Source organism: Ancylobacter sp. 3268, from assembly GCF_031456575.1.
Classification (GTDB): Bacteria; Pseudomonadota; Alphaproteobacteria; order Rhizobiales; family Xanthobacteraceae; genus Ancylobacter.
On record NZ_JAVDUX010000007.1, the window covers coordinates 1 to 24,620 of the forward strand.

Here is a 24,620-nt window from a genome sequence, read left to right on the forward strand (position 1 = left end):
CGGCCATCCTGTCCCTGAAGCCCTGCCAATCAAGCCAGGCCGAAAGGCCCACTATGCATTAGAGTCAAACCGGACCACTCAATAGGGGCAGGCTACGCGGTCCCGCGAAGATGCAGGACAGTTAGTCGCAATTCGCTGCATACCGCACCCTGTTCGGCGAGGAGAGGAGGATCGGCCGCCTGAAGTGTTCCCTGGCACGATCCACGGGCTAAGGGGCTCGCCAAAAGTAAGCGCAGAGGCAGGCAGATCGGAACGGGTGCGGTCGGCGCGGCGGCGGTGTTCAGAAGGAACAGATGGCTGCGCTCTGGACCGGGGCAGAGCGCTCTTCGCCATCCATGAAAATACATATCGCCACGGCAAAATGTGACGATGTTTGAGGTGGCATTCCGTTGCAACTGGTTGCAAATCTCAAGCGTGAGCCAAGGCTGCGGGGGTAATCTTAGATGGACGCGTGAAGCTCAGAGTTAAGGTGCCGCAGCACGTTCGGAAGGCTGGAAGTGAACCCATCCGACGTCTGGAATGTCTTGCAAGCAGTCTGCCGCGAAGCTGGCAGTCGAGTAGCCGAGGACGATCCTAGCAAGGTCTGCATCCGGCATTTCTCGTTCGTTGAATCGCCGCTGAGGTGCCGCTGGCGTCAAGGTTCTTCGCTGGACATAATCACGCTCGGGACATCGGCGGGGCAAAATGGAACAGCTGCCAAGCACATGCGACTTCGCAGTGATGAGCGACGCTCATCTCCTTCAGCTTCGAGCTGAGCTTCACGCGGAGCTCAGGAGGAGAGGTATTGCCCGAAGCGTAGGGCAAATGGCCGAACACCATGCAATTCGCTACTATAATCAAATGCCTGGGCGGCCCAAGCTGCTGGCGGCTCCCGTTGGCACTGCGAACGTCGATGCCTTGTCCAGGCGCGGTGAGCGCTACTCAATCAAGGGCGTAGTTGATGCGAAGAAGACGGGAACTGTCTATCCAGATAGCATCGATCCCGAAAAGCAGTTATTCGAGTACATAATCGTCGTTAAAATGCGACAGGATTGGTCATTGGACTCTATTTATGAGTTCACCTGGAAGCAATTCTTGGAGTGCCGAAGCTGGGACAAGCGAATGCACGCTTGGTATCTGGGGTTGTCCGTGAAGACATTGGCTACCGCGGAGCGGTTCCCTCCACTTTAGACTGGACTTAGCAAGTTGCCGTCGCGATCGAATTGTACGAATCGATCTCGCTGCGACAGTCCGCGCCTAGCGGCAGGTCACATGAAAATGTCCGTGCTGATCAGGCGAATAAACCCGTGCAGGTTGGTGTAATGGGCGAAGTTGCGCATCAGGAACATTGTGCGCACGTCGCCAAGGGATATCCTCGTTCCTGCGCAGGTAAGAGCCGGAATCACTGACGACGTTGAAGACGGCGTTGGCGAGGCAATAGACGCTGAAGCCGTGCGCCTCGTATTAGTTCTCCCCGCGCCCCGGCCATCAGGTGACCGGAGTGCGCGGGGCCTGCTGAGGCAGTTCGAAGCCGGCCTGGACCATCTTCTGAACCATGTACTTGAGCGCGTTTCGCTCAGACGCTGGCAGCCGGATGTCGCCACGGGTCAGACGCTTTAGGGCAGCGTCCGAGTTCGGTGTGAGCAGCCGGCGGCTACGGGCGAAGATGAGATAGGGCTGAGTGTCCGCCAGCATCGCCACTAGAACGTGATCAAAATCGACGTCCTTGTCGACCTTCTGGGCAGCGATGGTTTCCTTGCGGGCCAACTCGGCTTCGTCATGCTCGATGAGCAGGCCGTCCAGGCGATCATCGAAAATGTACTTCGAGGCCGCCACAGCGGCCCAGCACGCCTGCTGCTTGCAATACTCGCCGACGTTCTTCATCGCGGGAGGCGTATCCTTGATGGTCTCGGCGACCTGAGGTGCGATCCGTGCCAGGGCGTCGGCAATCTCGGCAGGCAGCTCCTGCCTTTGCCAAACGAGGGAGAGCGCGATCTCCTGGCCTCGGTTCTGGAGGTGCTGGACCAGCCAAGCGATGGCGTAGGTGACGATCTGCGCCTTGTACCCGCGATCTGCCTGATACCAATCAGATCGTCCGACGAGCCGATCTAGGCCGCGGAAGATGATGGCCTCGGCGACGATGGCTCGGAACCAGTGCTCGTTGAAGCGGACATCAGAGACCTCCCAGGCCTTGCCGGTCTTTTCCGCGAATTCCAAGAAGCACTTCTGGGCGCCGCGGCTCACGATGTGAGGGCGGCAATCGAACGTGACCTCAAATTTGGCGAGATCGGTCTTGTCGATGAACTGCTCCCGCGGGAACTCCAGTTCGAAGCGCTTGCGCTCCGCCTGCGTGCCGTAAGCCAGCCGGTCGCGGTACTGGCCACGAGCGCGCTCGTAAAACCATTTCGAGCCGGATAGTGCGCCGGGTTTTGGCGGGGCGGACATGTCGCGCGAGAAGCGCTCCAACACTAGGTGGATCGGATGACTGGAGAAGAAGTCGGCTTCGCTGATCTTGTTCTGCGTGTTGGCGTACCGCGAGATTAACGGCACGACCTCTTCGAGACGGTCAGGATTCACGACCGACAGCTTCATCTGGACGAAGACACGGCTGAGGTCGGCCTTGCGATCCTTCCGGGCACTGTCGCTGGCATAGAGAATCGAGGCCGTAGTCTGGCCGCCGTTGACAATCTGGAGGTTGTCGATGGACGCGATGCCCAAGCCGCCGCCGTCCAGCGGCGCAGTGGTGATGCCGGCGGCGGTGGCGGTCAGCCCGTTGTTGTAGGCGAAGAACATCTCCGGCGCTGCCTCCAGTGTCTTGATGATGCCGGCGTTCACCCTGGTCCGCGCCTGGAGGAAGGTGCGGACGTTCTGCTCAAGCAGCTTTGCGCCATGGAGGCCGTAGATTTCCGCGAGGAAGGTTCCAGGAACGGCGACGAGGTACGAGGTGTGCCCGCCATCGATGCTGTGCGCCGGCAGACAGGGCAATGGAGAGCCGTTAACCGCGGTGACGTCAATTTCGATGGGCTCGACGCCCCCCTTCGCGCTGATAATGCTGGCGTAACGGGCAAAGTCGAGTACGCTGCATACGAAAGGAACGCCCAGCACCTCGCCGGTCATCTCCGGCTTGCGACGCGTGGACAGCCGGGCGTTCGAGAAGATGACCACACGGATGCGCTTGATCTGGCTGCGACCGTTATAGATCGGCCAAGCGGCCTGGAACGACGGGCTCGTCTCGTCCACAGCATTGATGAAGGCCGGCTGCACCGCCAACTCACAGAAGCGGCGGACACGCCCGAAGAGAGTGTCGATCTGGGCGGCGTTGAGCGTTTGCAGTTCCTTACCGGATCGGAAATCCGAGACGGCCAGATAGAGATCGCCCCGGTCGCGTTCGAGGGCGAACCCATCGACCTGATAGGCCCCGCGCCGTTCGTTGCGGGCGGGCGTGTAGGTCAGGTCGATGCAGTCGCCATTCTCCGAGGCGAGCTTCGTGTAGAGCCGAAAGAAGGCGGCGGGTTGCGGATCGGCAGAGGCCTCCGCTTCAAACATCAGATCCTCCCAAAAGCGGTCGAAGGCGTCGTCGAGATCCCCTGTGCTCACGCGAGGCCCTCCGCCAGGGTCTTGTCGAGATCGACGGCGAAGCTCTGGCAGGCGCTCAGCAGGATCGCATAGGAGACCGCGTGGACGCCGGCCGGCAACATGACCGGCGTCAGGCGCGGGAAGTCGTCGCGCACCTCAAACAGCCGCCGGTCGATCAGAAGCCACTGCGGCTCGTCATATTCCTCTCTCCGGACATAGCGGCAGCCCTCCAGCGCCGTCTCAAACTGTTCAAGGATAACGGGTCCGGCGGCGACAGAACGCTGCGTGAGATCGTCGACGAGGGCGTTGAGTGAGACCGCCCCGCCGCCGGCCGGCGTGCGAGCGACCGCTTGGTGACACAGCAACAGGCGGCTGCCCGCCGTATCAAGCTGCGCTTCCGAGGAGATCAGCAGGCGATGGTCTGAGGTTGAGAGCTGGGTCTTCACCTCGACCTGCAAGGCGCCGAGGGCGAAGTCCTGCTCGTCGCGATGCGCCCCGCGCCAAGCCGCGACGCCGCCGCTCACGCCTACCCGTGGCACGACCTGATCACGCAGAAAAAGTAGCTCACCGACGAGGCCGATGATCTCCTCGATCGTCAGCAGGCCGTCGCGGCGGCGGCGGAGCATATTGTGCCAGTCGGCCAGCCGACGCAGGACCAGCCGTAGGCCGGGGCCGTTGGCACCACGCGGCTGATCGGCCGTGGCGTCGAGCAGATGCCGGCACAGCGCCCGGAAAATGTCGAATTGCTCGCGGTCCTCGAGCGTCAGGAGGAGGCGCGCGCCTTCACTGAGCCGGCGCTCCACCGAAAGATCGATGCCGTTGAGCTTCGGCGGCCTCGGCAGCTCCCGACATCCGTCGTCAGCGGTTAGGGCGAAGATGTACTGTCCGGCATGATTGCGCCCCCGGAAGAAATCGAGCGGATGGGTAGTCGAGGCCCGCCTCACATTGTCGGCGTGCTGATCGGTGGCAGGCGCGATGTTGTGCCAGTCGCTCTCGTCCATCAGACTTCTCCGGCCTGGACGGCATCATCGTCATCGTCATCCTCACGAGCGAACGCTTCCTCGATCTGCTTCCGATAGACGGCATTGACTTGGTAGCTCCGCTCGCTGGTCGGCTTTTCCGTCTGCGGGAGGCAGAAGCTCAAGGTAACGACTGGCCCTTTCAGCTTCAGGTCGGTTAGGCCCTCGCCAGGAGAGAAGACGTGGATCAGCAACATGGGGCGGACGCGCTGTGCGCAGTAGGCCTTGTCCCCGCGCAGTCGGCCGCTGGCCTTCTCGGCGTCACCCGCTTCGATCTGGTCCTCGGTTAAGCCGATCTGTGCATCGTTGGGATCAGCGACGCGATTTCGCCCGCCGGTTATACGGAAGCCGCCTTCCACTACATCGCCGGACGCCCGCGTCCGCAGCGGGAAGGAGAGATCGTCCCGCAGGACGGGCTTCGCTTCGCCACCGGCGGGATGGGGAATGGCCACATCCCACTCCGACATCTCGTCCCGGACCCGGTCAGCGAAATAGTCCTCGAACAGGCTGACATCACCACTGATCGGCCCCAGGTCGCCATGGGCCGCGGAGAACCGGAAGGCCTTTAACAGGATCATGACAGATCGTCCTGACCTCTGCTTCCAGACTTTGGCCTGAGCCGTCGACTTCTCCGGGCAGGGCGCGCCCAGCTCCTTAACGAACGCGCGGACGGCTTTAAGATTGCCTTCGTTGACCTGCTGGTTGTTCGGCAGGATGTAGCCTTCCAAATGCCGTACGGAGTAGTCCTGCGCGATCTTTATCTGGGTCGCGGTGCGCATCTTGTTCGCAGCAGTGATGCGGATCGCGGTCGGACTTTCCCGAACCTTCAGCCCGAAGTGTTCCGGAGTCATGCCGAGGTCGTGCATGCGGCGGACCTCATCGCGCAGCTCTTCGATTGCGCCGTTGATCTCGCGGTAGTGGTTGAGGGCGAGCTGCGGCAGGTAGACTCGGCAGATGTCTTCGTAGCCTGGTCGGTAACCGAACCAGCGGGCCATCTGCATGAGCGTGTCTGAAGCGGCTGTGTTGCGCAGGATGTAGGAGACGGTCAGCCCCTCGAGGGTCAGGCCGCGAGAGAGCGCGAGGCCGCCGATGGCGATTACATGCAGGCCGTTCTCGCGATGGGCGCGGTAGTCGAGCGCACCGCCCTTCATGTTTACCGTCACCGGCTGCACGCGCGCTGCCTCCGCCAGCACGGCCCTGACGGCGTCGAAGGTTTCCTCGTCTTCCCCGAACTCGCGGTCGAAGTCCTCTTTGAACTGGGCGATCACCGGATCGAGCAGCGCGTCCTGCCCCATGGCCAGGGCGGCGGAGTTCTGTAGGGTCTGGAGGTAGACGTAGACCTGTCCGTGAACCTTCTCCTGGATAGCGTTGAAGCGGCTCACGTTGATCATCATCGTGCAGTGCTGGCGGCCCTGGCCGCGTAGGATGCGGATAGCGCGGGTGAGTAGAAACACGCGGACCGCGGTCAGCAACGACGGCGGCAGAGTCACGGGGTCCTCCGCCTTGTGGTTCAGCGGCAGGCGCGTGACGTGGTCCCTTATGATCTCGACCATCGGCTGGCGGAGGTCGCCGTCGTCGGCGAACACGCGGGAGGCGCCGACATAAGTGTTCGGCGGATCGAGCGTTTTGATGAAGTGCTTTGGGAACAGATCGTCCTTCAGCATTTCGTTGTTGGAGTCGGGATCGATAAAGATGTTGGCGAATGGCGTGGCCGTATAGCCGACGTAGGACCGCCGTTCGAACAGCCCCATGATCTCTCGAATAACCGCGTTGATCGCCGTTGTCGCCTGGGGGTCTTTGGAAGTGTTAATCGAGGCGTTGTCGGCCTCGTCATCGATCAGCAATAGCGGCGACGTAATGATCTGGCCGTGGCCTTGTTCAATCAGCCAGTCGCGCAGTTTGGACAGCGGCGCCTTGTTCTTCTTACAGACGAATATGATCGGCTCGTTATGGGCGGCCAAGCTGAAGACCACGCCGCCTCCGGGGTCGCGGGTAAAGTCCTTGTCCCGCGACGTCCCATATGCGGGGAAGCGCTTCTTCATAGCATAGGTGAGGATCGGCAGCGGTTCGGCTGCCAGGGCATGGAAGATCGACTTCTTGCCGATGAAGGTTTCGTCCAAGCGTTCCTGGGTCTGGGCGCGCAGTGAATTGGTAATTCCGGCCAGCAGAATAATGGTGCGATAGCCGGCATCGGCCGCCTTGCAGATCAGAGCCGAGTAGTTGGTCGTTTTGCCAGACTGGACGTGGCCCATGACCATGCCGCGGCGGGACCCAGTGATGGGCGTCAACGGGTTGCCGGAGAAGTCGAGGATTTGATCGGTGACAGCGTCCAACGTGGCGACGACCGGCGCCGCCAGCGAGCCGCCTTCCAGATAGTACCGCTTCAGACGGTTCCAGTAGTAGAAGTCGATGGAGGCGCTGCTGTCCTTCAGCCAGGGCTTGAAGTCGCTGAAGACGGAATAGCCGCGTGTCTGGGTCTGGGTGAAGCTCGCCTCCAGTACCCGTAGCACCTCCGCCCGTTCCTCATCATCGAATCTGAAGGGTGAGGCGTCGATCTCGGCGCCGATGGCGCCGTCCGGCAGCGCGCGGCCGTTGCTGACTTCGTCTGCGTAGCTCTTCCCGATGCTCATGGTCAGATAGGCCAATTCGGCGCCCAGATCACGCATTAACCCAGCCCTTTTCCTTGAGTACGGCTTCCGTGGCACCCCAGGCCTCGCACCACGGCTCGGTCACTCGCAGCAGTGCTTCCAGAGAGGCGAAATCGCCACCGGCCTGCATCAGGAGCATCGGGAGCGCGGCATTGAGGTCGGCCTTGAAGATCACTGGATCGGTGAGCGTCTGGTGGATCGCGTCCGGCACGCGCGCGGCGTCCTGAGCGAAGGCGGCAACCGGGAAAGCCTGTTCGATTACCTTCAGCGCGGCATTGGCAGTCTGCTTCCGCTCGTCATCACCTGAATCCAGCAGCGCCTCAATCACCGGGTGCTCGCGGTTGATCGCGTAGCGGACCTCGCCGTCGCGCGCGTACCGGCTCCAGACGGAGGTCGTGCCGGCCCGATCCAGACGGCCGCCCCGCGAGCGGAACACGCGTGCGGAACGACGGCGAAGGCCGTCGACTATTTGGCGAAGGCGATTGCGCAGTACCGCGGGAAGCTGCGCGTCCGACTTGTCGATGGTAATCTTCCAGATGTGGTCGAGTGCGTTGGGGATATCCACTCGGACCCGAACGAGCTGCGATAGCTCGCCATGACGCAGAAGTCGAAACCAAGTGCCGCTGATGATAAGGCGGTGATTGCGGTAGACGTAGAAGCCCTGATTCCGGAGGAACCCTTCCTCGCCACCGAGCTGGTCATACTGGTTCGGCAGCAGCTTCGAATAGTGCGGCAGGATAAAGGGCTGGATATCGATGGTCCGGCCGCCGATCTCCAGCGGCTCTGCCTCAAGCTGCTGGGTAGCCTCGTGGTCGCGATAGAACGGGTCCAGTGGCTCGATCTTCCGTTTGTTGAGCCGAAGCGTCAGTTTCCGCCCGCGGACCTCCCCGGCCAAATAGCGGTGGAAGATCAGCGCCAACCGGTTCCCCGCGTGAACGATCAGCGCATTGAACTCCGCCTGTGTGATGCTGCCGTTCTCCGACAGCCGGTCGCAGTTGGTCCAGATCACCTCGACGCCGTCCTTGGTCAGCAACTCCGGGGAGGCCAAAGACGTGATGTCGCCGGCGTCGAGCACGCCCATGCGCCAACCGTCCACATCGGCCAAGTCCCACAAGCAGCCTGTCAACTCGCCACCCCGGCGGCTGAGCACTGTCAGGCGAGCACACTGCGAGAAGGAGGCCGACTTCATGCCCCAGCCGAAGCGTCCGAGGTCATCGGGGGCTCTCTCGGCGAGGGGGTTACTGCTGGCTGGCCGCATGGCTACCCGCAGTTCCTGGCCGGAGAGGCCATGCCCGTCATCGCGGATGCGGATCTCGGGGCTCCCGTCGTTGAATCGGCAGTCCAGGACGACCTCGCGAGCGCCGGCCTTGATGCTGTTATCGATCAGATCAGCCAGGGCGCCTGGCAGATCGTAGTTGCCGAAGCTGCGGGCCGATATCATCAGCGAAGCGGCATCAGGAGGATTCGTCTCGTACTTCATCCCGCGATCAGCCCTTCCGCCGACCGCGCGCCGTCCTTGCGTTGACGTGATGACATCCGATTCTCCCCCGGCACCACGCTATTTTATGCATTCAGGTCAGTAATCGTGAGTGGTAAAATGTAGTTTACGCAGCTCAGGCGGCCTCTGGATCCGCCTTTTCTTGGGCCTGATGCTCGGGCTGGCAAAGCAGGTCCCGTTTCAGGCGGCGGGCGACGGCCTCGGCCAGAAGCGGCGGCACGGCATTACCGATCTGGCGGAACGCCGCGTTCATCGCGCCGGCGAATCGAAAGCTGTCGGGGATCGACTGGAGTCGGGCCGCTTCGCGGACCGAGACAGTGCGCTTTTGCCCGTTATCCCAGTGGATATGCGAATAAGTGTCCTTGCCCATGTGCGCTGTCAACGTGCGCGACGGCAGAGCCGGGTTCAGCTTCCACCACTTGTTTGGGAACTTGCCCGGATCATACGGCGGCACATGCTTGGCGCGCAGCACTTCCCAGGCCTCCGATCCCTCCTGGGGCGGGCAGGCCAGAGCCTCCAGCTTCTCTTTGAAGATAGTTTCGGCGACAGAACTGGCGTGCGGGTAGTCACCGCCGTGCTTCATGCGCCGGAAAATCTCGAAGTCGCGAGGCGTGATCCGCACCACGTGACCATCGGTGTCGGCGTGTGAAATCTTGTGACCCGGCCACGCCCGCATCTTTTTCGCGAAAGCGCTCAGGTCCGTGGAGCTGGCGTAGGGCAGCCGGTCGGTAAGCTTCCGCCGTCGCATTTCCGCCGGCGCCGAGAAATGCTCGGTAATGCGCGGCAAATCGCCGAGCGCAGCCTTGACCGAGACTGCCTCCGGTAGCCCCTGACGAGCGCGCGGAATCTCGCCGAAGTGCGAGCCGAGAGCGGGAACATACTTGAGTGCCACCGTACGGGCGCTCTCGTAGCCAGATGGCAGCTTGGCGGCGTGGGTCGGCTCCGGGAAACCCGGCGCGAAGCCCAATGAGCTATCTATGGCTAACAGGAACAAGCGTTCCCGCATCTGCGGCACGCCGTAATAGGCAGCGTTCAGCAAGGTGTAACGGGCGCTGTAGCCCAGGGTCTCCAACGTCTGGCAGATTTTCTCCGGCACGTTGTGGCCGCCGTGATTGAGGATGTCTGGGACATTCTCTATGAGAATCGCCACCGGCTGAACGGCTTCGACGTATTGCAGAAACCGCTGATAGAGCTTGGCGCGCGGGTCGTTGACGTATGCCTCGTCGTCGCCGGTCACCGACCGCAGCTTCGAGCGTCCGATGCGAGCGAAGGCCTGACAGGGAAGGCCGGCTGCAAGAACGTCGAACTGGTCGACAACGTCACCGTCGAGGCCGATCTCCCTTGCCAACGTCGCCGGGTCTGAAGTGACCATGTCGCGGGCAAGGCTCCAGGCTGCCCTTCGCGTCTCAACCGGTGGCTCGAAGTTCAGGGCGTAGCTGGCCGCCGCGGTTTCATCGAACTCGACATGGCCCAGCAACTGGAACCCGGCGGATACCATCCCGAGTGACATACCGCCGCAGCCAGAGCACAACTCGAGCGCGCGCGGCGCGCTCCCGCCGCGCACTCGCTCCAGCTTCGCTTGCCGGGCCGCAGTGTTGATCTTCATCGGTCTTCAGATCGTCCGAGGTAAGCCGACAGGCGCGAGGCCACTAGTACCGAATCCTTAGCATTGCACTCCCAGATTACCAAGGTATCCCAGCCCTGGTTATGAAGCTCTTGCAGTGCTTTCTGATCGCGTGTGACGTTGGTCGCAAACTTCTCCGTCCAGAACTCGACGTTCGATTTGGGCTGGTAAGCTAGGTGGCAACCCGGATGCCGATGCCAGTAGCAACCGTGGACGAAGACGACCTTCCGCCTGCCGGGGAAGACCAGGTCGGGACTGCCCGGAAGGTCCCTACGATGCAGGCGGAACCGGAAACCCAGGCGGTGAGCGATGCGGCGCACCACCATCTCCGGCTTAGTGTTCTTGCCACGGATGCGGCCCATTAGCCGTGACCGTTCCTGCTTGTCGATGATGTCCATCAGCATGATCTGTGCCGGCGACCGGCGTCTGCCAAGACGTTTCGAAGCCGCTGATCTTACAACATGGCGGTTAGCATCGCTATTGGGGGCTTATTCGCCTCTAGAGCCAAGCTCTGCAAGGCCCGGTTCTGGACCAAAACCAACGGCCGCTGCTGCCGCCAACGCGACCTTCGATCCCGCGCCGAATGCTCTGAATTCAGTTTGGCCTGTCGACGCTAACACCTCATCCGCGAGTCGATCCCCTCTCGGCTTTTGTTTTCGTAGACCCGGCGGCGCCCGGTCGGAAGCCCTCGAGGAGATGGGGTGTTGTGGGCGCGGTATGTCGACAGGCAATCCGTGGGACGCGCCCTTGGGCGCGGGCATTGGTGGCATACTACACTAGGTTTCCCATCCCGTTGGAGCCGGTGGCATGTTCACGACGATGTCGCCGATAACACACTGAATTTTGCAACCCGTTGCACCACGATGCGCATCGGCAATGGCACCATCGGTGAAATGAGGCCGCCCATCGGGATCGGTCCTGTCGAAAAGCGCGCCGTACCGAGCTTGCGCGCTGTCACCTAGGCCCAGGACGGTGAAAGAAATTGCAACGAAGTGAGTCATGGCTGTTGCGCAACTACGGTTCGAGTCCTGATAGCGGACACGAACGGAAGGAAGCTTGCGCTCCGGCCGGGCCGAATTTAGGCGCCACCTCGCACAATTCCGCTACACAAACGAGCCCCACAGCCTCCTGTATATGTCTGATTTGACTGAGAAATTGGCGTCGAAGGGCGTTTCCTGCCGGGCCCACCATCATAAGAGGCAATGCGTATCGAGCCGTCGAAGACGATTCCGCCATTGCCGGCAGTCACCCAGCCCGCTCCGACCTGACCGACCAGAGACGTTCCCGAGGGTCAAAGAAGTTGTGTGAAACGTCGCCACCACTTCTTACCGATTGCGCCAGCGCGCCCAGCCCAAGAAGCATGACCGACGCCAGGGCGGTTGTCGTCTGCAGCCAGAAGCGGCGGGATGTGCCCTGCCGGCATGGCACCGGCGATCCGCTCCCCGTCGCGCCCTCTTGGCCGGCACGCGCTCGCTCCGCGCTCTCCCGCATGCCACCGTCCCCCCAAAGTAAGTCAATCTTACTTAAAGTCGGGTCGCGATCGATACGCCCGGACCAACCGTCGCTCCCATACTGACGAGGCCGGCAACCGCGGCGAACGAAGGCGCGCGTGGAGGGGCCGAGGACGTGGCGTCCTGCCGTGGAGCTTTCCGCACGCGCATCCGCCTGTTCGACGCTGCGCAATTGGTCATCCGACGTTCGAAAACAGTCAATCGATGAATGGAGCGGGGCGTAGGCTTTCCCTTGCGACGCCGCCAGCAGTGTGATCGCCAACACGGGGAACAGCAATGATTTCACGCAGTCTCGTTGCCTGCCTCACCTTGTCTGCCATGTTCGTCGGGTCGCCTGCCTTCGCCAACGACCCGGCGGCGTGCGCCAAACCGCGTTTCTCCGATGTCGGCTGGACCGACATCACCGCGACAACCGAAATCGCCAGGCAAGTGCTGGAAGGGCTGGGCTACAAGCCCGAAGTGTCCGTCCTGTCCGTCGCCATCACCTTCAAGGCGCTGGAGAATGGCGACCGCGACATCTTCCTCGGCAATTGGATGCCGCTGCAGGAGCCGACCCAGGGCCCGCTGGTCAAGGCCGGCAAGGTCGAGATCGTCGCCGACAACCTCAAGGAAGCCCGCATCGGCTTCGCGACCTCCAAGGCCGCCTACGATGCCGGCCTCAAGACCTATGCCGACATCGCCAAATTCAAGGACCAGCTCGGCGGCAAGATCTACGGGATCGAATCCGGAAGCGGCGCCAACAACACCATCTCCAAGATGATCGCCGAGAACACCTTCGGCCTGAAGGGGTTCGACCTCGTGGAATCGAGCGAGCAGGGCATGCTCGCCCAGGTCGCGCAGGATATCCGCCAGAACAAGCCGGTGGTGTTCTTCGGCTGGCAGCCACACCCGATGAACGTCAACCTGCCCATCGCCTATCTCACCAAGGGCAATGACGTGTTCGGGCCGAACGATGGCGGCGCGACCGTGGTCACGCTGACGCGGCCGGGCTATGTGAAGGAATGTCCGAATGTCGGCCGCTTCCTGTCCAATCTCGTCTTCACCGTCGCGATGGAGGATCGGCTGATGAGCGACATCCTCGACAAGAACATGCAGCCGGATGCCGCAGTGCGCGCCTGGATCAAGGAGAATCCCGCCGCGCTCGACAAATGGCTCGACGGCGTCTCGACGCTGGACGGCAAGCCGGGCCTGCCTGCGGTGAAGAGCGGCCTCGGCCTCTAGAGCCGCGCCCGGCGTGCCGCCGAGGGTGGCACGCCGAACTGCCGCCGATAGGCGCGCGAGAGCGAGGCGATGGCGGAGAAGCCCGTCCGCTCGGCGATGTCGGCGATGGGAAGGCTGGTATCGAGCACCAGACGTCGCGCAGCGCTCAGCCGCAGCGCGACGTAATAGGCTCCCGGCGACACGTCGATCGTCTTGAGGAACAGCGTTTCCAGCCCGCGGGTGGACAGGTCCACCCGCCGGGCGATGGCGGCGATCGTCACCGGCCGGTCGATATGGGTTTCCATGATGCGGATCGCCTTGGCGACGCGCGGCTCGTGCTGGCCGATGCGCCCGAGCGAAACGATCGGCTGGACATCCGAGCCGGTGCGCATCTCCTCATAGATGTAGAGGCTGGCGACATCGAGAGCCGCCGAATAGCCGTTGCGCGCGCGGATCAGCGATAGCATGCAGTCGAGCGCCGGCGTCGCCCCGCCGGTGGTGAACACCGGCTCGTCGACGACGAAACGGTCCGGTTGCACATCCACATGCGGGAAGCGGGCGGCGAAGTCTTCCAGGTCCTCCCAATGCGTGGTCGCCCGGCGCCCGTCGAGCAGCCCGGCAAATCCCATCAGCCACGACCCGGATTCGATGCCGCCGACGATCTTCGAGCGCGTCGCCCCTGCGCGCAGCGCCCTGAGGATGCGCGGCGTCGCGTAATTGGCCGCCTCGAAGGCGGCGAGCACGATCAGCGCATCCTGGGGATCCGCGGGCGCGAAGGCGCCGTCGACCGGGATCGGCAATCCGCAGCTCGCGACCGGCATTTGTCCGTCCATCGACACCAGCTTCCAGCGATAGGCGGTACGGCCGAGCACGCGATTGGCGCCGCGCATGGGATCGAGCGTCGCCGCCAGCGAGAGCAGCGACAGCCCGGAGAACAGCAGCAGCGTGACGTCCAGCGTCTCGTCGGAATGGGTGAAGATCATCGCTTCGCGAAGTGGGAAATCCGTTGCGCAAATAGTTGCGTCACGGTTTCGCTTCCCCGTCAAGCTTCGCGGAGTTTTACGGGAGCGCTGAGATGCCCTTGTCGATGAACCGCGATGTCTTCATCACCTGCGCCGTCACCGGCGCCGGCGACACGGTGGGACGTTCGCCCCACGTGCCCGTCACGCCGAAGCAGATCGCCGAGAGCGCCATCGAGGCCGCCAAGGCCGGCGCGGCGGTGGTGCATTGCCATGTGCGCGATCCCGAGACCGGCGCCGCCTCCCGCCGCCGCGACCTGTTCCGCGAGGTGACCGACCGCATCCGCTCGGCCGAGGTCGACGTGGTGCTGAACCTCACCGCCGGCATGGGCGGCGACCTGGTGTTCGGCAGCGTGGAGGCCCCCTTCCCGCTCAACGAGGCCGCCACCGACATGGCCGGCGCCACCGAGCGCGTCGCCCATGTCGCCGAGTGCCTGCCGGAGATCTGCACTCTCGACTGCGGCACGATGAACTTCAATCTCGGCGACTACGTCATGACCAACACGCCATCCATGCTGCGCGAGATGGCGCGGCAGATGACGGCGCTGGGCGTGCGGCCGGAGATCGAGGCGTTCGACACCGGCCATTTGTGGTTCGCCAAGCAACTCGTCGAGGAAGGGCTCATCGAGGCCCCCGTGCTGATACAGCTGTGCATGGGCATTCCGTGGGGCGCGCCGGATGACCTGAATACCTTCATGGCGATGGTGAACAACGTGCCGGCGGGCTGGGTATATTCCGCCTTCTCGATCGGCCGCAACGCGCTCGCCTACCCCGCCGCCGCGGTGCTGGCCGGCGGCAATGTCCGCGTTGGACTGGAGGACAACCTCTATATCGGCAGGGGCCAGCTCGCCACCAATGCCCAGCTGGTCGAGAAGGCCGCCACCGTTGTCACCGGCATGGGCGCACGCGTCATCGGCCCGGCCGAGGTGCGCGAGAAGCTGAAGCTGGTCAAGCGCTGAGGAGGAATGACGATGCTCGCACCCATCTCCCGCGCAGCCTGCATCGGCGGCGGCGTCATAGGCGGCGGCTGGATCGCCCGCTTCCTGCTCGCCGGCATCGACGTAAAGGTGTTCGACCCGCATCCCGAGGCCGAACGCATTGTCGGCGAGGTGCTCGCCAATGCCGAGCGCGCCTATGGCCTGCTTACCCAGGCGCCGTTGCCGGCGCGCGGCCGGCTCAGCTTCTGCTCCAGCCTCGCCGAGGCGGTGAAAGAGGCTGAATGGGTGCAGGAGAGCGTGCCGGAACGGCTCGATCTCAAGCACCGCGTGCTGGCGGAGATCGACGCGGCCGCCCCCGCGACGGCACTGATCGGCTCCTCGACCTCCGGCCTCAAGCCTACCGATCTTCAAGAGGGCCTGACGCATCCCGAGCGGCTGTTTGTCGCCCATCCCTATAACCCGGTCTACCTGCTGCCGCTGGTGGAGATCGTCGGCGGCAGCGCCACCGCGCCCGCCACCATCGAGCGGGCGAAGGAGGTGCTGGACGCCATCGGCATGAAGGGCGTGGTCATCGCCCGCGAGATCGAGGCCTTCGTCGGCGACCGGCTACTGGAGGCGCTGTGGCGCGAGGCGCTGTGGCTGATCAAGGACGACATCTGCGATGTCGAGACGCTCGATGACGTGATCCGCTATTCCTTCGGCCTGCGCTGGGCGCAGATGGGGCTGTTCCAGACCTATCGCATCGCCGGCGGCGAGGCCGGCATGCGGCACTTCCTCGCTCAGTTCGGCCCCTGCCTGCAATGGCCGTGGACCAAATTGACCGACGTGGTCGACCTCGACGATGCGCTGGTCGAGAAGATCGGCGCGCAGTCGGACGCCCAGGCGGCTGGCCTGTCGATCCGCGAATTGGAGCGGATCCGCGACGAGAACCTCGTCGGCATCGTGCAGGCCCTGAAGGCGGGCCGCGGTGGCGAAGGCTGGGGCGCGGGCAAGCTGCTGGCGGATTTCGAGCGGCGACTGCTCGCCGGCGCCCCGGCACCCGCGCCTACCGACCCGACGGCTCCGCTGGTACTGGTCGAGACCCGCGTCTCGCCTGCGTGGATCGACTATAATGGCCACATGACCGAGCACCGTTACCTGCAGGTCTTCGGCGACACCACCGACGCGCTGCTGCGGCTGATCGGCGTCGACCTCGCCTATGTCCAGGGAGGGCACAGCTACTACACGGTGGAGACGCATCTGCGTCATCTCGACGAGGCGCGGCTCGGCGAGACGTTGCGCACGACCTGCCAGATCCTGTCGTTCGACGAGAAGCGCCTCCATCTGTTCCACCGGATGTTCGCCGGCAAAGGCGAACAGGAGCGCGAAATCGCCACCGCCGAGCAGATGCTGCTGCATGTCGACACCGCGAAAGGTCGCGCGGCCGCGGCGCCGGACGCCATCCTCGCCCGCCTTCGCACCCTGGAATCGGCGCATGCACGGCTTGCCATACCTCATGGCGCCGGAAGGGCGGTCGGTGAAAGGAGACAGGCGGTGGGAACCGATTAGCGGTGATTAGATCGCATGCCCCCTGCGACAAGGCCACTTCCCAGGCTTCGGCATCCGCCCTGGCGGGCCGCCATTCCGTTTCACATCAAGGTATGAGGTACGGAAACCTGGGGGTGGAACTTCCCGGCGGGACATTCCAATGCACGGCCCAACCCCTCTATGAGGCCGAGGCACGGCAATTCCGCCTGAAGCGGCCGCATCCGACGGGTGCATGGGCAACCGGGCGGTCCGACCGCCCTTGAGGGTCGCCGAGCCTCCCCTTGATACGCCGCCAGGCCGGGAGCGAGGGCGGGGAATCATCCCCGCCCGCTGGGGTCACGGCAGCTGCCGCACCGCGCCCTTGGCGGCGCTGGTGGCGAGCGCGGCATAGGCCTTGAGCGCCGTCGTCACGTTGCGCTTGCGCGGTTCGGCCGGCTTCCAGCCCTTCGCCTCCTGCTCCTCGCGGCGGGCCGCGAGTTCGGCATCGTCGACCGCCAGATGGATGCGGCGGTTCGGGATGTCGATCTCGATGGTGTCGCCCTCGCGCACCAGGCCAATGGTGCCGCCTTCCGCCGCTTCCGGCGAGACATGGCCGATGGACAGGCCCGAGGAGCCGCCGGAGAAGCGCCCGTCGGTGACGAGGGCGCAGAGCTTCCCGAGCCCTTTCGATTTCAGGTAGCTCGTCGGGTAGAGCATCTCCTGCATGCCCGGCCCGCCGCGCGGCCCTTCATAGCGGATCAGCACGATCTGTCCCGCCTTGACCCGGTTGCCGAGAATGGCGGAGACCGCATCGTCCTGGCTCTCGAACACCCGGGCGGTGCCGGTGAAGGTCAGGATCGACTCGTCGACGCCCGCCGTCTTCACGATGCAGCCGTCCTCGGCGAGGTTGCCATAGAGCACCGCCAGGCCGCCATCCTTGGAGAAGGCGTGCTCGGCATCGCGGATCACACCGGTCTCGCGATCGGTGTCGACATCGTCGTAGCGGGCAGACTGGCTGAAGGCGATCTGGGTCGGGATGCCGCCCGGTCCGGCGCGATAGAACTCGTGCACGGCCTCGCTGGATGTCCGCTTGACGTCCCAGCGGTCGAGCGCGGCCTTGAGGTTCGGCGCGTGGACCGAGCCGACCGAGGTGTCCAGCAGCCCCGCGCGATCGAGCTCGCCGAGAATGCCCATGATGCCGCCGGCATGGTGCACGTCTTCCATGTGCACATCGCCGATGGCCGGCGCGACCTTGCAGAGCACCGGCACGCGGCGCGACAGGCGGTCGATGTCGGCCATGGTGAACGGCACCTCGCCCTCATGGGCGGCCGCGAGCAGATGCAGCACGGTGTTGGTGGAGCCGCCCATGGCGATGTCGAGCGTCATGGCGTTCTCGAAGGCGGCGAAGGTTGCGACGGAGCGCGGCAGCACGCTCGCATCGTCCTCCTCATAATAGCGGCGGGCGAGATCGACGATGAGATGGCCAGCCTCGACGAAGAGCCGCTTGCGGTCGGCGTGGGTCGCCAGTGTCGAGCCATTGCCGGGCAGCGACAGGCCGAGCGCCTCGGTGAGGCAGTTCATCGAATTGGCGGTGAACATGCCCGAGCACGAACCGCAGGTCGGGCAGGCGGACCGCTCGATCGCCTTCACGTCTTCTTCGGAGACGCGGTCGTCGGCGGCGGCAACCATCGCATCGACGAGATCGAGCGCCTTGGTCTTGCCGCCAAGCACCACCTTGCCGGCTTCCATCGGGCCGCCGGAGACGAAGACCGTCGGAACGTTGAGGCGCAGCGAGGCCATCAGCATGCCCGGCGTGATCTTGTCGCAATTGGAAATGCAGACCATGGCATCGGCGCAATGCGCATTGACCATGTACTCGACGCTGTCGGCGATGAGCTCGCGCGAGGGCAGCGAATAGAGCATGCCGTCATGGCCCATGGCGATGCCGTCGTCGACCGCGATGGTGTTGAATTCCTTGGCGACGCCACCCGCCGCTTCGATCTCGCGCGCCACGAGCTGGCCGAGATCCTTCAGATGGACATGGCCGGGCACGAACTGGGTGAACGAATTGACCACCGCGATGATCGGCTTGCCGAAATCATCGTCCTTCATGCCCGTGGCGCGCCAGAGGCCGCGCGCACCGGCCATGTTGCGGCCATGGGTGGTGGTGCGAGAGCGATAGGCCGGCATGGAATTCCTCCAGACTGTTTGCCGCGCTTATGCGCTTTACCCGGATATGGCGCAACTTGGCAAACGGGGACGGACGACCGGCCGACGACATCGCCGAGACGAGGCCGACGCCTCGGAGCGTTACGGCCTACCCGTGATCTGGCGAAAGCCCGAGGATTTCGGCGCCTCCATCCCCCCGGCTTCAGAAGCGGCGCCCATAGCACCGCCGGGCTCATCTATCCGTCGTCATCGCCCGTCCCGGTGCGTCACGCCGGCAGGCATTATTACTTTTATGTGACAGTTTCAGTCGCTATCGATGCCTTTCATGCCTGCTGGGAGCCGGTCTCTTCGCGGCAGGGATACCGGCCAGAAGCCGGGAACGAAGAGGAATGTCGACATGCCGGAAGGCAGCGCCACCACGCAGCCAAGCGTGACCGCCAGTGCACACGTGCCGGACGCCTGCGAGATCGAACTGAAGCTGCTGACAGATGCAAGCACGCTTGCCCGGCTCGTCGATGCCCCCGTCATTTCGCGCAACGCCACATCCAAGGGCGTGGTGAGGCGGCTGGAGGCAACCTATTACGACACCTCCGCTGCCGAGATCGCCGGCCTCGGAGCGTCGCTGCGCGTCCGGCGCAGTGGCAAGCAACATATCCAGACATTGAAGCTGGCAACGCCGGCGAACCCGCTGCAACGGCAGGAACTGGAAGCACCCGTGCCGGATATGGCGCCGCAGCTGGACATTCTGCCGACGAGCGATCTGGGCGCACCGTTCGAGACGCTGCAAAGTGCCGATCTCATCGCGATATTCACCACCAGGATCCGCCGCCACACGCGGACGGTGACATTCGGCGGCGCCGTGATCGAGGTGGCCTTCGATGAAGGCCTGCTGATCGCCGGGGAGCGGACCGAGGCGGTCTGCGAGATCGAACTGGAGCTTAAATCCGGCGAGGTCGGCGCCCTCTATGAGCTCGCCTTGTCGCTGCTGGAGCACGGGCCGCTTCGCGTCGGCACCCAGAGCAAGGGGGAGCGCGGATATGCGCTTGCCTTCGGCACGCCGCCCCTGGCCCAGAAGGGTTTCTCTTCCGGCATCGAGCCGAGCGATACCACCGACGAGGTCATCGCCAGGACGCTCGCGGCCTGCCAGCGTCATGTGATGGCCAATCTCGTGGCCGCGCAGCATGGGCAGGATCCGGAAGGCGTCCATCAATTGCGGGTCGCCCTGCGGCGGCTGCGGACGGCGATCTCGCTCTTTGGACGAGAGATTCCGGCCTCCTCACTTCAGGCGCTGGTTTTCACTGCCAGAAGACTCGCCAGCGGGCTAGGCCCCGCCCGAAACTGGGACGTCTTCCTGACCACGACGGTCGCCGAGATCGAGAGCCGGCAGCTTCCGGGGATCGAGTTCACCGATCTCAAATCCACCAGCGGGCCATTCCGCGAGCGCGGTTACGAGGCGGCCCGGGCCGACCTCATCGATCTCGAATGCACCCGCTTCCTTTTGTCCCTCGGCCGGGTGATCGAGCGGCGCAGCTGGCGCAACGATATCAGCAGCGAAGCTCTGGCGGTGCTGACCCAGCCCGCCCGGGAGTTTGCCGACCGCGCGCTGGCGCGGCTGAACCGCAAGGCCCTGAAACAGGGCCATCATTTCCGGCGGCTCGCGCCGGAGGCCCGCCATGAATTGCGCCTGACATTGAAGAAGCTGCGCTATGCGGCGGAGTTCTTCCTGCCGCTCTATGAAGACGACGGCGTCGTGCAGAAATATTTGAAAAGGCTGTCCCGGCTGCAGAACATCCTTGGCGCCGACAACGACGCCACGACGACGCAGTCGCTGCTGCGCGAGGTCGAGGCAAGCACGTCGAATCCGCAGGTGCACAAGGCCATCGGGGCGATCACCGGGTGGCAGGGGCGCGACAACATCGAGGCGGCCAGGGCGCTCCGGCAGACCTGGCAGCAATTCATCGACGCCGAGCCGTTCTGGCACTGACCGCGCGAGGCGCCCGGCACGGCGCGGGAAGGTGCTACCCGAGGCGATACCCTCTGCCGCTGTTCTGAGCGATGCTTGGCCTCGCTCTGGCTACCGGCCATTCCTCCCTTGGATGGGATGAGGCGGCGCCAGCAATTCGTCACGATCTTGTCACGGGGCAAGTGGACACCTCGGACTGACACGGACCAAATGCGGGTGCCCGAATGGATTATTTCAAGCGTTTCAACTTCCTGTTCGCAACGCCCGCCTTTGACCCGGAGGATCTGGAGGGCGCCCGCTACCATCAGATCGTCGAGGAAATCGAGCGTTCCGGCTTCGAGGTGGTGCGGGCGCGCAATCTGGAAGACGCCGAGATCGCCGTACAGACCGATGCCGCCATCGGCTGCATGATGGTGGACTGGGGCAAGAAGGGACTGGAGGGCAAGACCGCCTCGCTCATCAATCTGATGCGCCGGCGGGGATTGGACTTCCCCATCATCCTGCTCATCCGCCGCAAGCGGTTCGAGGACGTACCGGTGGAGGTGCTGGACTTCATCGACGGCTATGTCTTCCTCTCCGAGGAGACGCCTGCTTTCATCGCCAAGAACCTCATCAGCCGACTGAAGCAATATGCCGAGACGCTGAAGACGCCGTTCTTCGGCGCGCTGGTGGATTATGCCGAGGAGGGCAACCAGCTCTGGACCTGTCCCGGGCACAATGGCGGCGTGTTCTACTCGCGCAGCCCGATCGGCCGGGTGTTCATGGAGCATCTGGGCGAGGCGGTGTTCCGCGACGACCTCGACAATTCGGTGCTCGATCTCGGCGACCTGCTGACCCATGAAGGGCCGGCACTGGCGGCGCAGAAGGAGGCGGCGAAGATTTTCGGCGCCGAGAAGACCTATTTCGTCCTCAACGGCACCTCCACCTCCAACAAGGTGGCCCTCGCCGCCCTCGTGACCGATGGCGACCTGGTGCTGTTCGACCGCAACAACCACAAGGCCGCCCATCACGGCGCGCTGATGATCTCCGGCGGCATCCCGGTCTATGTCCCGACCGTGCGCAACGCCTGGGGGCTGATCGGCCCGATGGCGTTCGAGGCGCTGGACGAAGCGCATCTGCGCGAGCAGATCCGCACGCATCCGCTGGTGAAGGATCCCGAGCTGTGGCAGAAGCCGCGCCCGTTCCGCGTCGCGGTGGTGGAACAGTGCACCTATGACGGCACCATCCACAGCGCCGAGATGATCCTCAAGCGGATCGGCCATTTGTGCGACTACATCCTGTTCGACGAAGCCTGGGCCGGCTTCATGAAGTTTCACCCGCTCTATGCCGGGCGCTTCGCCATGGGCCTCGCCGAGCTCGGCCCTGAGGCGCCGGGCATCATCGCCACCCAGTCCACCCACAAGCAGCTGGCAAGCTTCTCGCAGGCCTCGCAGATCCACATGAAGGACCGCCACATCACCGGGCAGAAGCGGCGGGTGGAGCACCGGCGCTTCAATGAGAGCTTCATGCAGCACGCCTCCACCTCGCCCTTCTATCCGCTGTTCGCCTCGCTCGACGTCGGCGCGCAGATGATGAAGGGACGCTCGGGTGTGGTGCTGTGGGACGATACGATCCGCCTCGGCATCGAGCTGCGGAAGAAAATCCGCGCCGTGCGCCGCGAGTTCGAGGAGAAGGAGCCGCGCGTCGAGCGGCGCTGGTTCTTCGAGCCGTTCGTGCCGGACCGGGTGGCGATCCCCGACGTGTCGCGCCCGGACGCCGTGCATGACGTGGCGTGGGAGAGCATCTCCACCGACCAGCTCGCCACCAACCCGGCCTTCTGGCACCTCTCCCCCGGCGCGGCATGGCACGGATTTGCCGGCATGGAGCCGGGCTTCGCCATGACCGATCCCAACAAGCTCACCTTGCTGACGCCCGGCTTCGACCCCGCTACCGGCGCCTATGCCGAGCACGGCATCCCGGCGCCGGTGGTTGCGCAATATCTGCGCGAGAACCGTATCGTCGCCGAGAAGAACGACCTCAACTCGCTGCTGTTCCTGCTCACGCCCGGGGTCGAGGCCAGCAAGGCCGGCACGCTGATCTCCGGCCTGGTCGCCTTCAAGAAGCTGCATGACGACAATGCGCTGCTCGAGGAGGCGATCCCGGAATTCTACCGTCGCCGGCCGGCGCGCTATGCCGGCGTGCGGCTGCGCGACCTGTGCGGGGAGATGCACCGCTTCTTCCGTGCCGCCAATGTCAGCGCGCTCCAGGCGATGCAGTTCTCGGCCGCGCACCTGCCGCAGATCGCCCTCTCGCCGCACGAGGCCGCACGGCGGCTGGTTCGCAACGATGTGGACTATCTGCCCATCGACGCCATCGCCGGCCGTATCGCGACGACGCCATTCGTGGTTTACCCGCCCGGCATCGCCACCATCGTGCCGGGCGAGCGGCTGACCGAGCGCGCGCAGCCGATGATCGACTACCTCAAGATGTTCGAGGCCTGCTTCAACACGTTTCCCGGCTTCGACGTCGAGATCCAGGGCGTCTATCGTGAGACCGACGCCGCCGGACTTGTCCGGCTGCACACCTATGTGGTCGCGGAGTAAGCCGGGAGTGTCAGTTCGCCCATGAAGCAGGAGCCAGTGGTCCTCATCCGCCCGACCCGGGATGCGGACGTCGATGCCATGCTGGCGATCTATCGCCGCCACATCCACCGCGGCGTCGAGGAGGGCGTGGACGACAGCGACACGCCGCAGCCGGACGACCTGCGCGAGCGGCGCAAGAACCTGAAGAGCCGCCGCTTTCCCCACATCGTCGCGACGCGGGACGGCGAGGTGGTGGGCTATGCCTATGTGGTGCTGTTCCGCAAGCGCCCGGCCTATCGCTACACCGTGAAGCACTCGATCTACGTGCATCACCAGCATATCGGCCAGGGCATTGGCAGCCGGCTCATGCGCGGGCTGATCGATGCCTGCGCGGCGGCGGGCTTTCGGCAGATGATCGGCTATATCGATGCGGACAACACCGCGTCGCTGAAGCTGCACGCGCGGTTCGACTTCGTCCGGGTCGGGCTGCTGCCGGGCGTCGCCTATCGCTATGGCCGCTGGGCGGACAGCGTGATGGTGCAGCGCTCGCTCGGCCCCGGCTCCACCGCCCCGCCGCCGCCGCCCCCGCTCTCCACCCGCTGAAGACTTCGGGGGCAGCTGGAAGCCGGCGGTGCAGATAGGGTAGCGTGAGGCGAACGGCGATTGGCTGTGTTGAGGGAACCAGAATCCCGCCGATGACGATCTTTCCAAGGGAGAATTGCCGTTGTTTCCCGATGCCGGCACCCGCCTGCAGGCGATCATCTTCGACTTCGACGGCGTCATCCTCGATTCAGCCGGCCTGAAGACGCAGGCCTTTGCCGATTGTTACGCTGGAGAGGACGCGGAGAAGATCGCCGAGGTCGTGGCCTATCAGGAGCGGCACGGCGGGATCGGCCGCCGCGAGAAGTTCGCCTATTTCGAACGCGCCATCTTCGGACGGCCGGGGGATTCGGGCTCACTCGATGCGCTGTGCCGGCGCTTTGCCCAGTTCGTCGACACCGCCCTCCTCGATGCGCCGTTCGTTCCGGGCGCGGAACAGGCGCTCGCGACCTTGCAGGGACGCCTGCCGCTGCATCTGGTGTCCGGCATGCCGGAGGTCGAGCTGAAGGCGGTGCTGGCGCGCCGGCAGCTTTCCGGGCTGTTCACCTCCGTCGCCGGCTCGCCCAAGGCCAAACTGGCGGAGTTCCGCCGCATCCTGAGCGAGGGCGGCCATGCACCGGAGGCGGTGCTGGCGGTGGGCGATTCCCTCACGGAGTTCGATGCCGCGCTCGAGCTCGGCATTCCCTTCCTCGCCATTGTCGCTAAGGGCGCGCCCGACTTCTTTCCGGCCGACCTGCCCCGCCGCCCCGACCTGTCCGGCTTTCTCGATCTGGTTGCGGGATAGCCAGCCCGTGCGGGGCGACCGAGGA

At 64.3% G+C, this 24,620-nt stretch carries 16 protein-coding genes; 8 read left to right on the top strand and 8 right to left on the bottom strand.

What is annotated here, in order from left to right; translation table 11 throughout:
- Positions 1 to 804 precede the first annotated feature (804 nt).
- On the top strand, positions 805 to 1,170 hold the full coding sequence (locus tag J2X65_RS11550; protein ID WP_310201067.1) for a hypothetical protein: 366 nt from the start codon (positions 805 to 807) through the stop codon (positions 1,168 to 1,170).
- Positions 1,171 to 1,467: 297 nt separating this feature from the next.
- Here J2X65_RS11550 and J2X65_RS11555 read toward each other — a convergent pair whose 3' ends face one another.
- From J2X65_RS11555 to J2X65_RS11580, 6 genes are all read right to left on the bottom strand, one after another.
- On the bottom strand, positions 1,468 to 3,576 hold the full coding sequence (locus tag J2X65_RS11555) for an AIPR family protein (protein ID WP_310201068.1): 2,109 nt from the start codon (positions 3,574 to 3,576) through the stop codon (positions 1,468 to 1,470).
- On the bottom strand, positions 3,573 to 4,556 hold the full coding sequence (locus J2X65_RS11560; protein ID WP_310201069.1) for a PD-(D/E)XK motif protein: 984 nt from the start codon (positions 4,554 to 4,556) through the stop codon (positions 3,573 to 3,575). Before J2X65_RS11560 ends, J2X65_RS11555 begins: the two co-directional genes overlap by 4 nt.
- Complete coding sequence (locus tag J2X65_RS11565; protein ID WP_310201070.1) at positions 4,556 to 7,240, bottom strand: Z1 domain-containing protein; 2,685 nt, start codon at positions 7,238 to 7,240, stop codon at positions 4,556 to 4,558. Before J2X65_RS11565 ends, J2X65_RS11560 begins: the two co-directional genes overlap by 1 nt.
- A complete protein-coding gene (locus J2X65_RS11570; RefSeq protein WP_310201071.1) occupies positions 7,233 to 8,702 on the bottom strand; it encodes an ATP-binding protein in 1,470 nt (489 codons plus the stop codon). Before J2X65_RS11570 ends, J2X65_RS11565 begins: the two co-directional genes overlap by 8 nt.
- A gap of 133 nt (positions 8,703 to 8,835) precedes the next feature.
- On the bottom strand, positions 8,836 to 10,326 hold the full coding sequence (locus J2X65_RS11575; RefSeq protein ID WP_310201072.1) for a DNA cytosine methyltransferase: 1,491 nt from the start codon (positions 10,324 to 10,326) through the stop codon (positions 8,836 to 8,838).
- Positions 10,323 to 10,748 (bottom strand): DNA mismatch endonuclease Vsr, encoded by a 426-nt coding sequence (locus J2X65_RS11580; protein WP_310201073.1) that lies wholly within the window; start codon positions 10,746 to 10,748, stop codon positions 10,323 to 10,325. Before J2X65_RS11580 ends, J2X65_RS11575 begins: the two co-directional genes overlap by 4 nt.
- Positions 10,749 to 12,131: 1,383 nt before the next feature.
- On the opposite strand from J2X65_RS11580, the gene choX reads away from it, so the two are divergent.
- Positions 12,132 to 13,076, top strand: coding sequence for a choline ABC transporter substrate-binding protein (choX, locus tag J2X65_RS11585; RefSeq protein WP_310201074.1), 945 nt, complete (start codon positions 12,132 to 12,134; stop codon positions 13,074 to 13,076).
- On the opposite strand, the gene J2X65_RS11590 is transcribed toward choX, so the two are convergent.
- Positions 13,073 to 14,038: a GlxA family transcriptional regulator gene (locus tag J2X65_RS11590; RefSeq protein WP_310201075.1), complete on the bottom strand. Its 966-nt coding sequence runs from the start codon at positions 14,036 to 14,038 to the stop codon at positions 13,073 to 13,075. The two genes, choX and J2X65_RS11590, sit on opposite strands and share 4 nt — an antisense overlap.
- A gap of 92 nt (positions 14,039 to 14,130) precedes the next feature.
- Here J2X65_RS11590 and J2X65_RS11595 point away from each other — a divergent pair, with 92 nt between their 5' ends.
- On the top strand, positions 14,131 to 15,033 hold the full coding sequence (locus tag J2X65_RS11595) for a 3-keto-5-aminohexanoate cleavage protein (protein ID WP_310201076.1): 903 nt from the start codon (positions 14,131 to 14,133) through the stop codon (positions 15,031 to 15,033).
- 6 nt (positions 15,034 to 15,039) lie between these two features.
- Entirely contained in the window at positions 15,040 to 16,560 is a 1,521-nt protein-coding gene (locus J2X65_RS11600; RefSeq protein WP_310201077.1) for a carnitine 3-dehydrogenase, read from the top strand.
- A 315-nt stretch (positions 16,561 to 16,875) separates the two neighbouring features.
- On the opposite strand, the gene ilvD is transcribed toward J2X65_RS11600, so the two are convergent.
- On the bottom strand, positions 16,876 to 18,708 hold the full coding sequence (ilvD, locus tag J2X65_RS11605; protein ID WP_310201078.1) for a dihydroxy-acid dehydratase: 1,833 nt from the start codon (positions 18,706 to 18,708) through the stop codon (positions 16,876 to 16,878).
- Positions 18,709 to 19,084: 376 nt separating this feature from the next.
- Here ilvD and J2X65_RS11610 point away from each other — a divergent pair, with 376 nt between their 5' ends.
- The 4 genes from J2X65_RS11610 (at position 19,085) to J2X65_RS11625 (ending at position 24,595) form a co-directional block, all read left to right on the top strand.
- On the top strand, positions 19,085 to 20,671 hold the full coding sequence (locus tag J2X65_RS11610; protein ID WP_310201080.1) for a CHAD domain-containing protein: 1,587 nt from the start codon (positions 19,085 to 19,087) through the stop codon (positions 20,669 to 20,671).
- Between the two features lie 203 nt (positions 20,672 to 20,874).
- A complete protein-coding gene (locus J2X65_RS11615; protein ID WP_310201081.1) occupies positions 20,875 to 23,232 on the top strand; it encodes an Orn/Lys/Arg decarboxylase N-terminal domain-containing protein in 2,358 nt (785 codons plus the stop codon).
- Positions 23,233 to 23,253: 21 nt separating this feature from the next.
- On the top strand, positions 23,254 to 23,814 hold the full coding sequence (locus J2X65_RS11620; RefSeq protein WP_310201082.1) for an N-acetyltransferase family protein: 561 nt from the start codon (positions 23,254 to 23,256) through the stop codon (positions 23,812 to 23,814).
- 121 nt (positions 23,815 to 23,935) lie between these two features.
- Positions 23,936 to 24,595, top strand: a complete 660-nt coding sequence (locus tag J2X65_RS11625; protein ID WP_310201083.1) for an HAD family hydrolase — start codon at positions 23,936 to 23,938, stop codon at positions 24,593 to 24,595.
- The last annotated feature ends 25 nt before the right edge of the window (positions 24,596 to 24,620 follow it).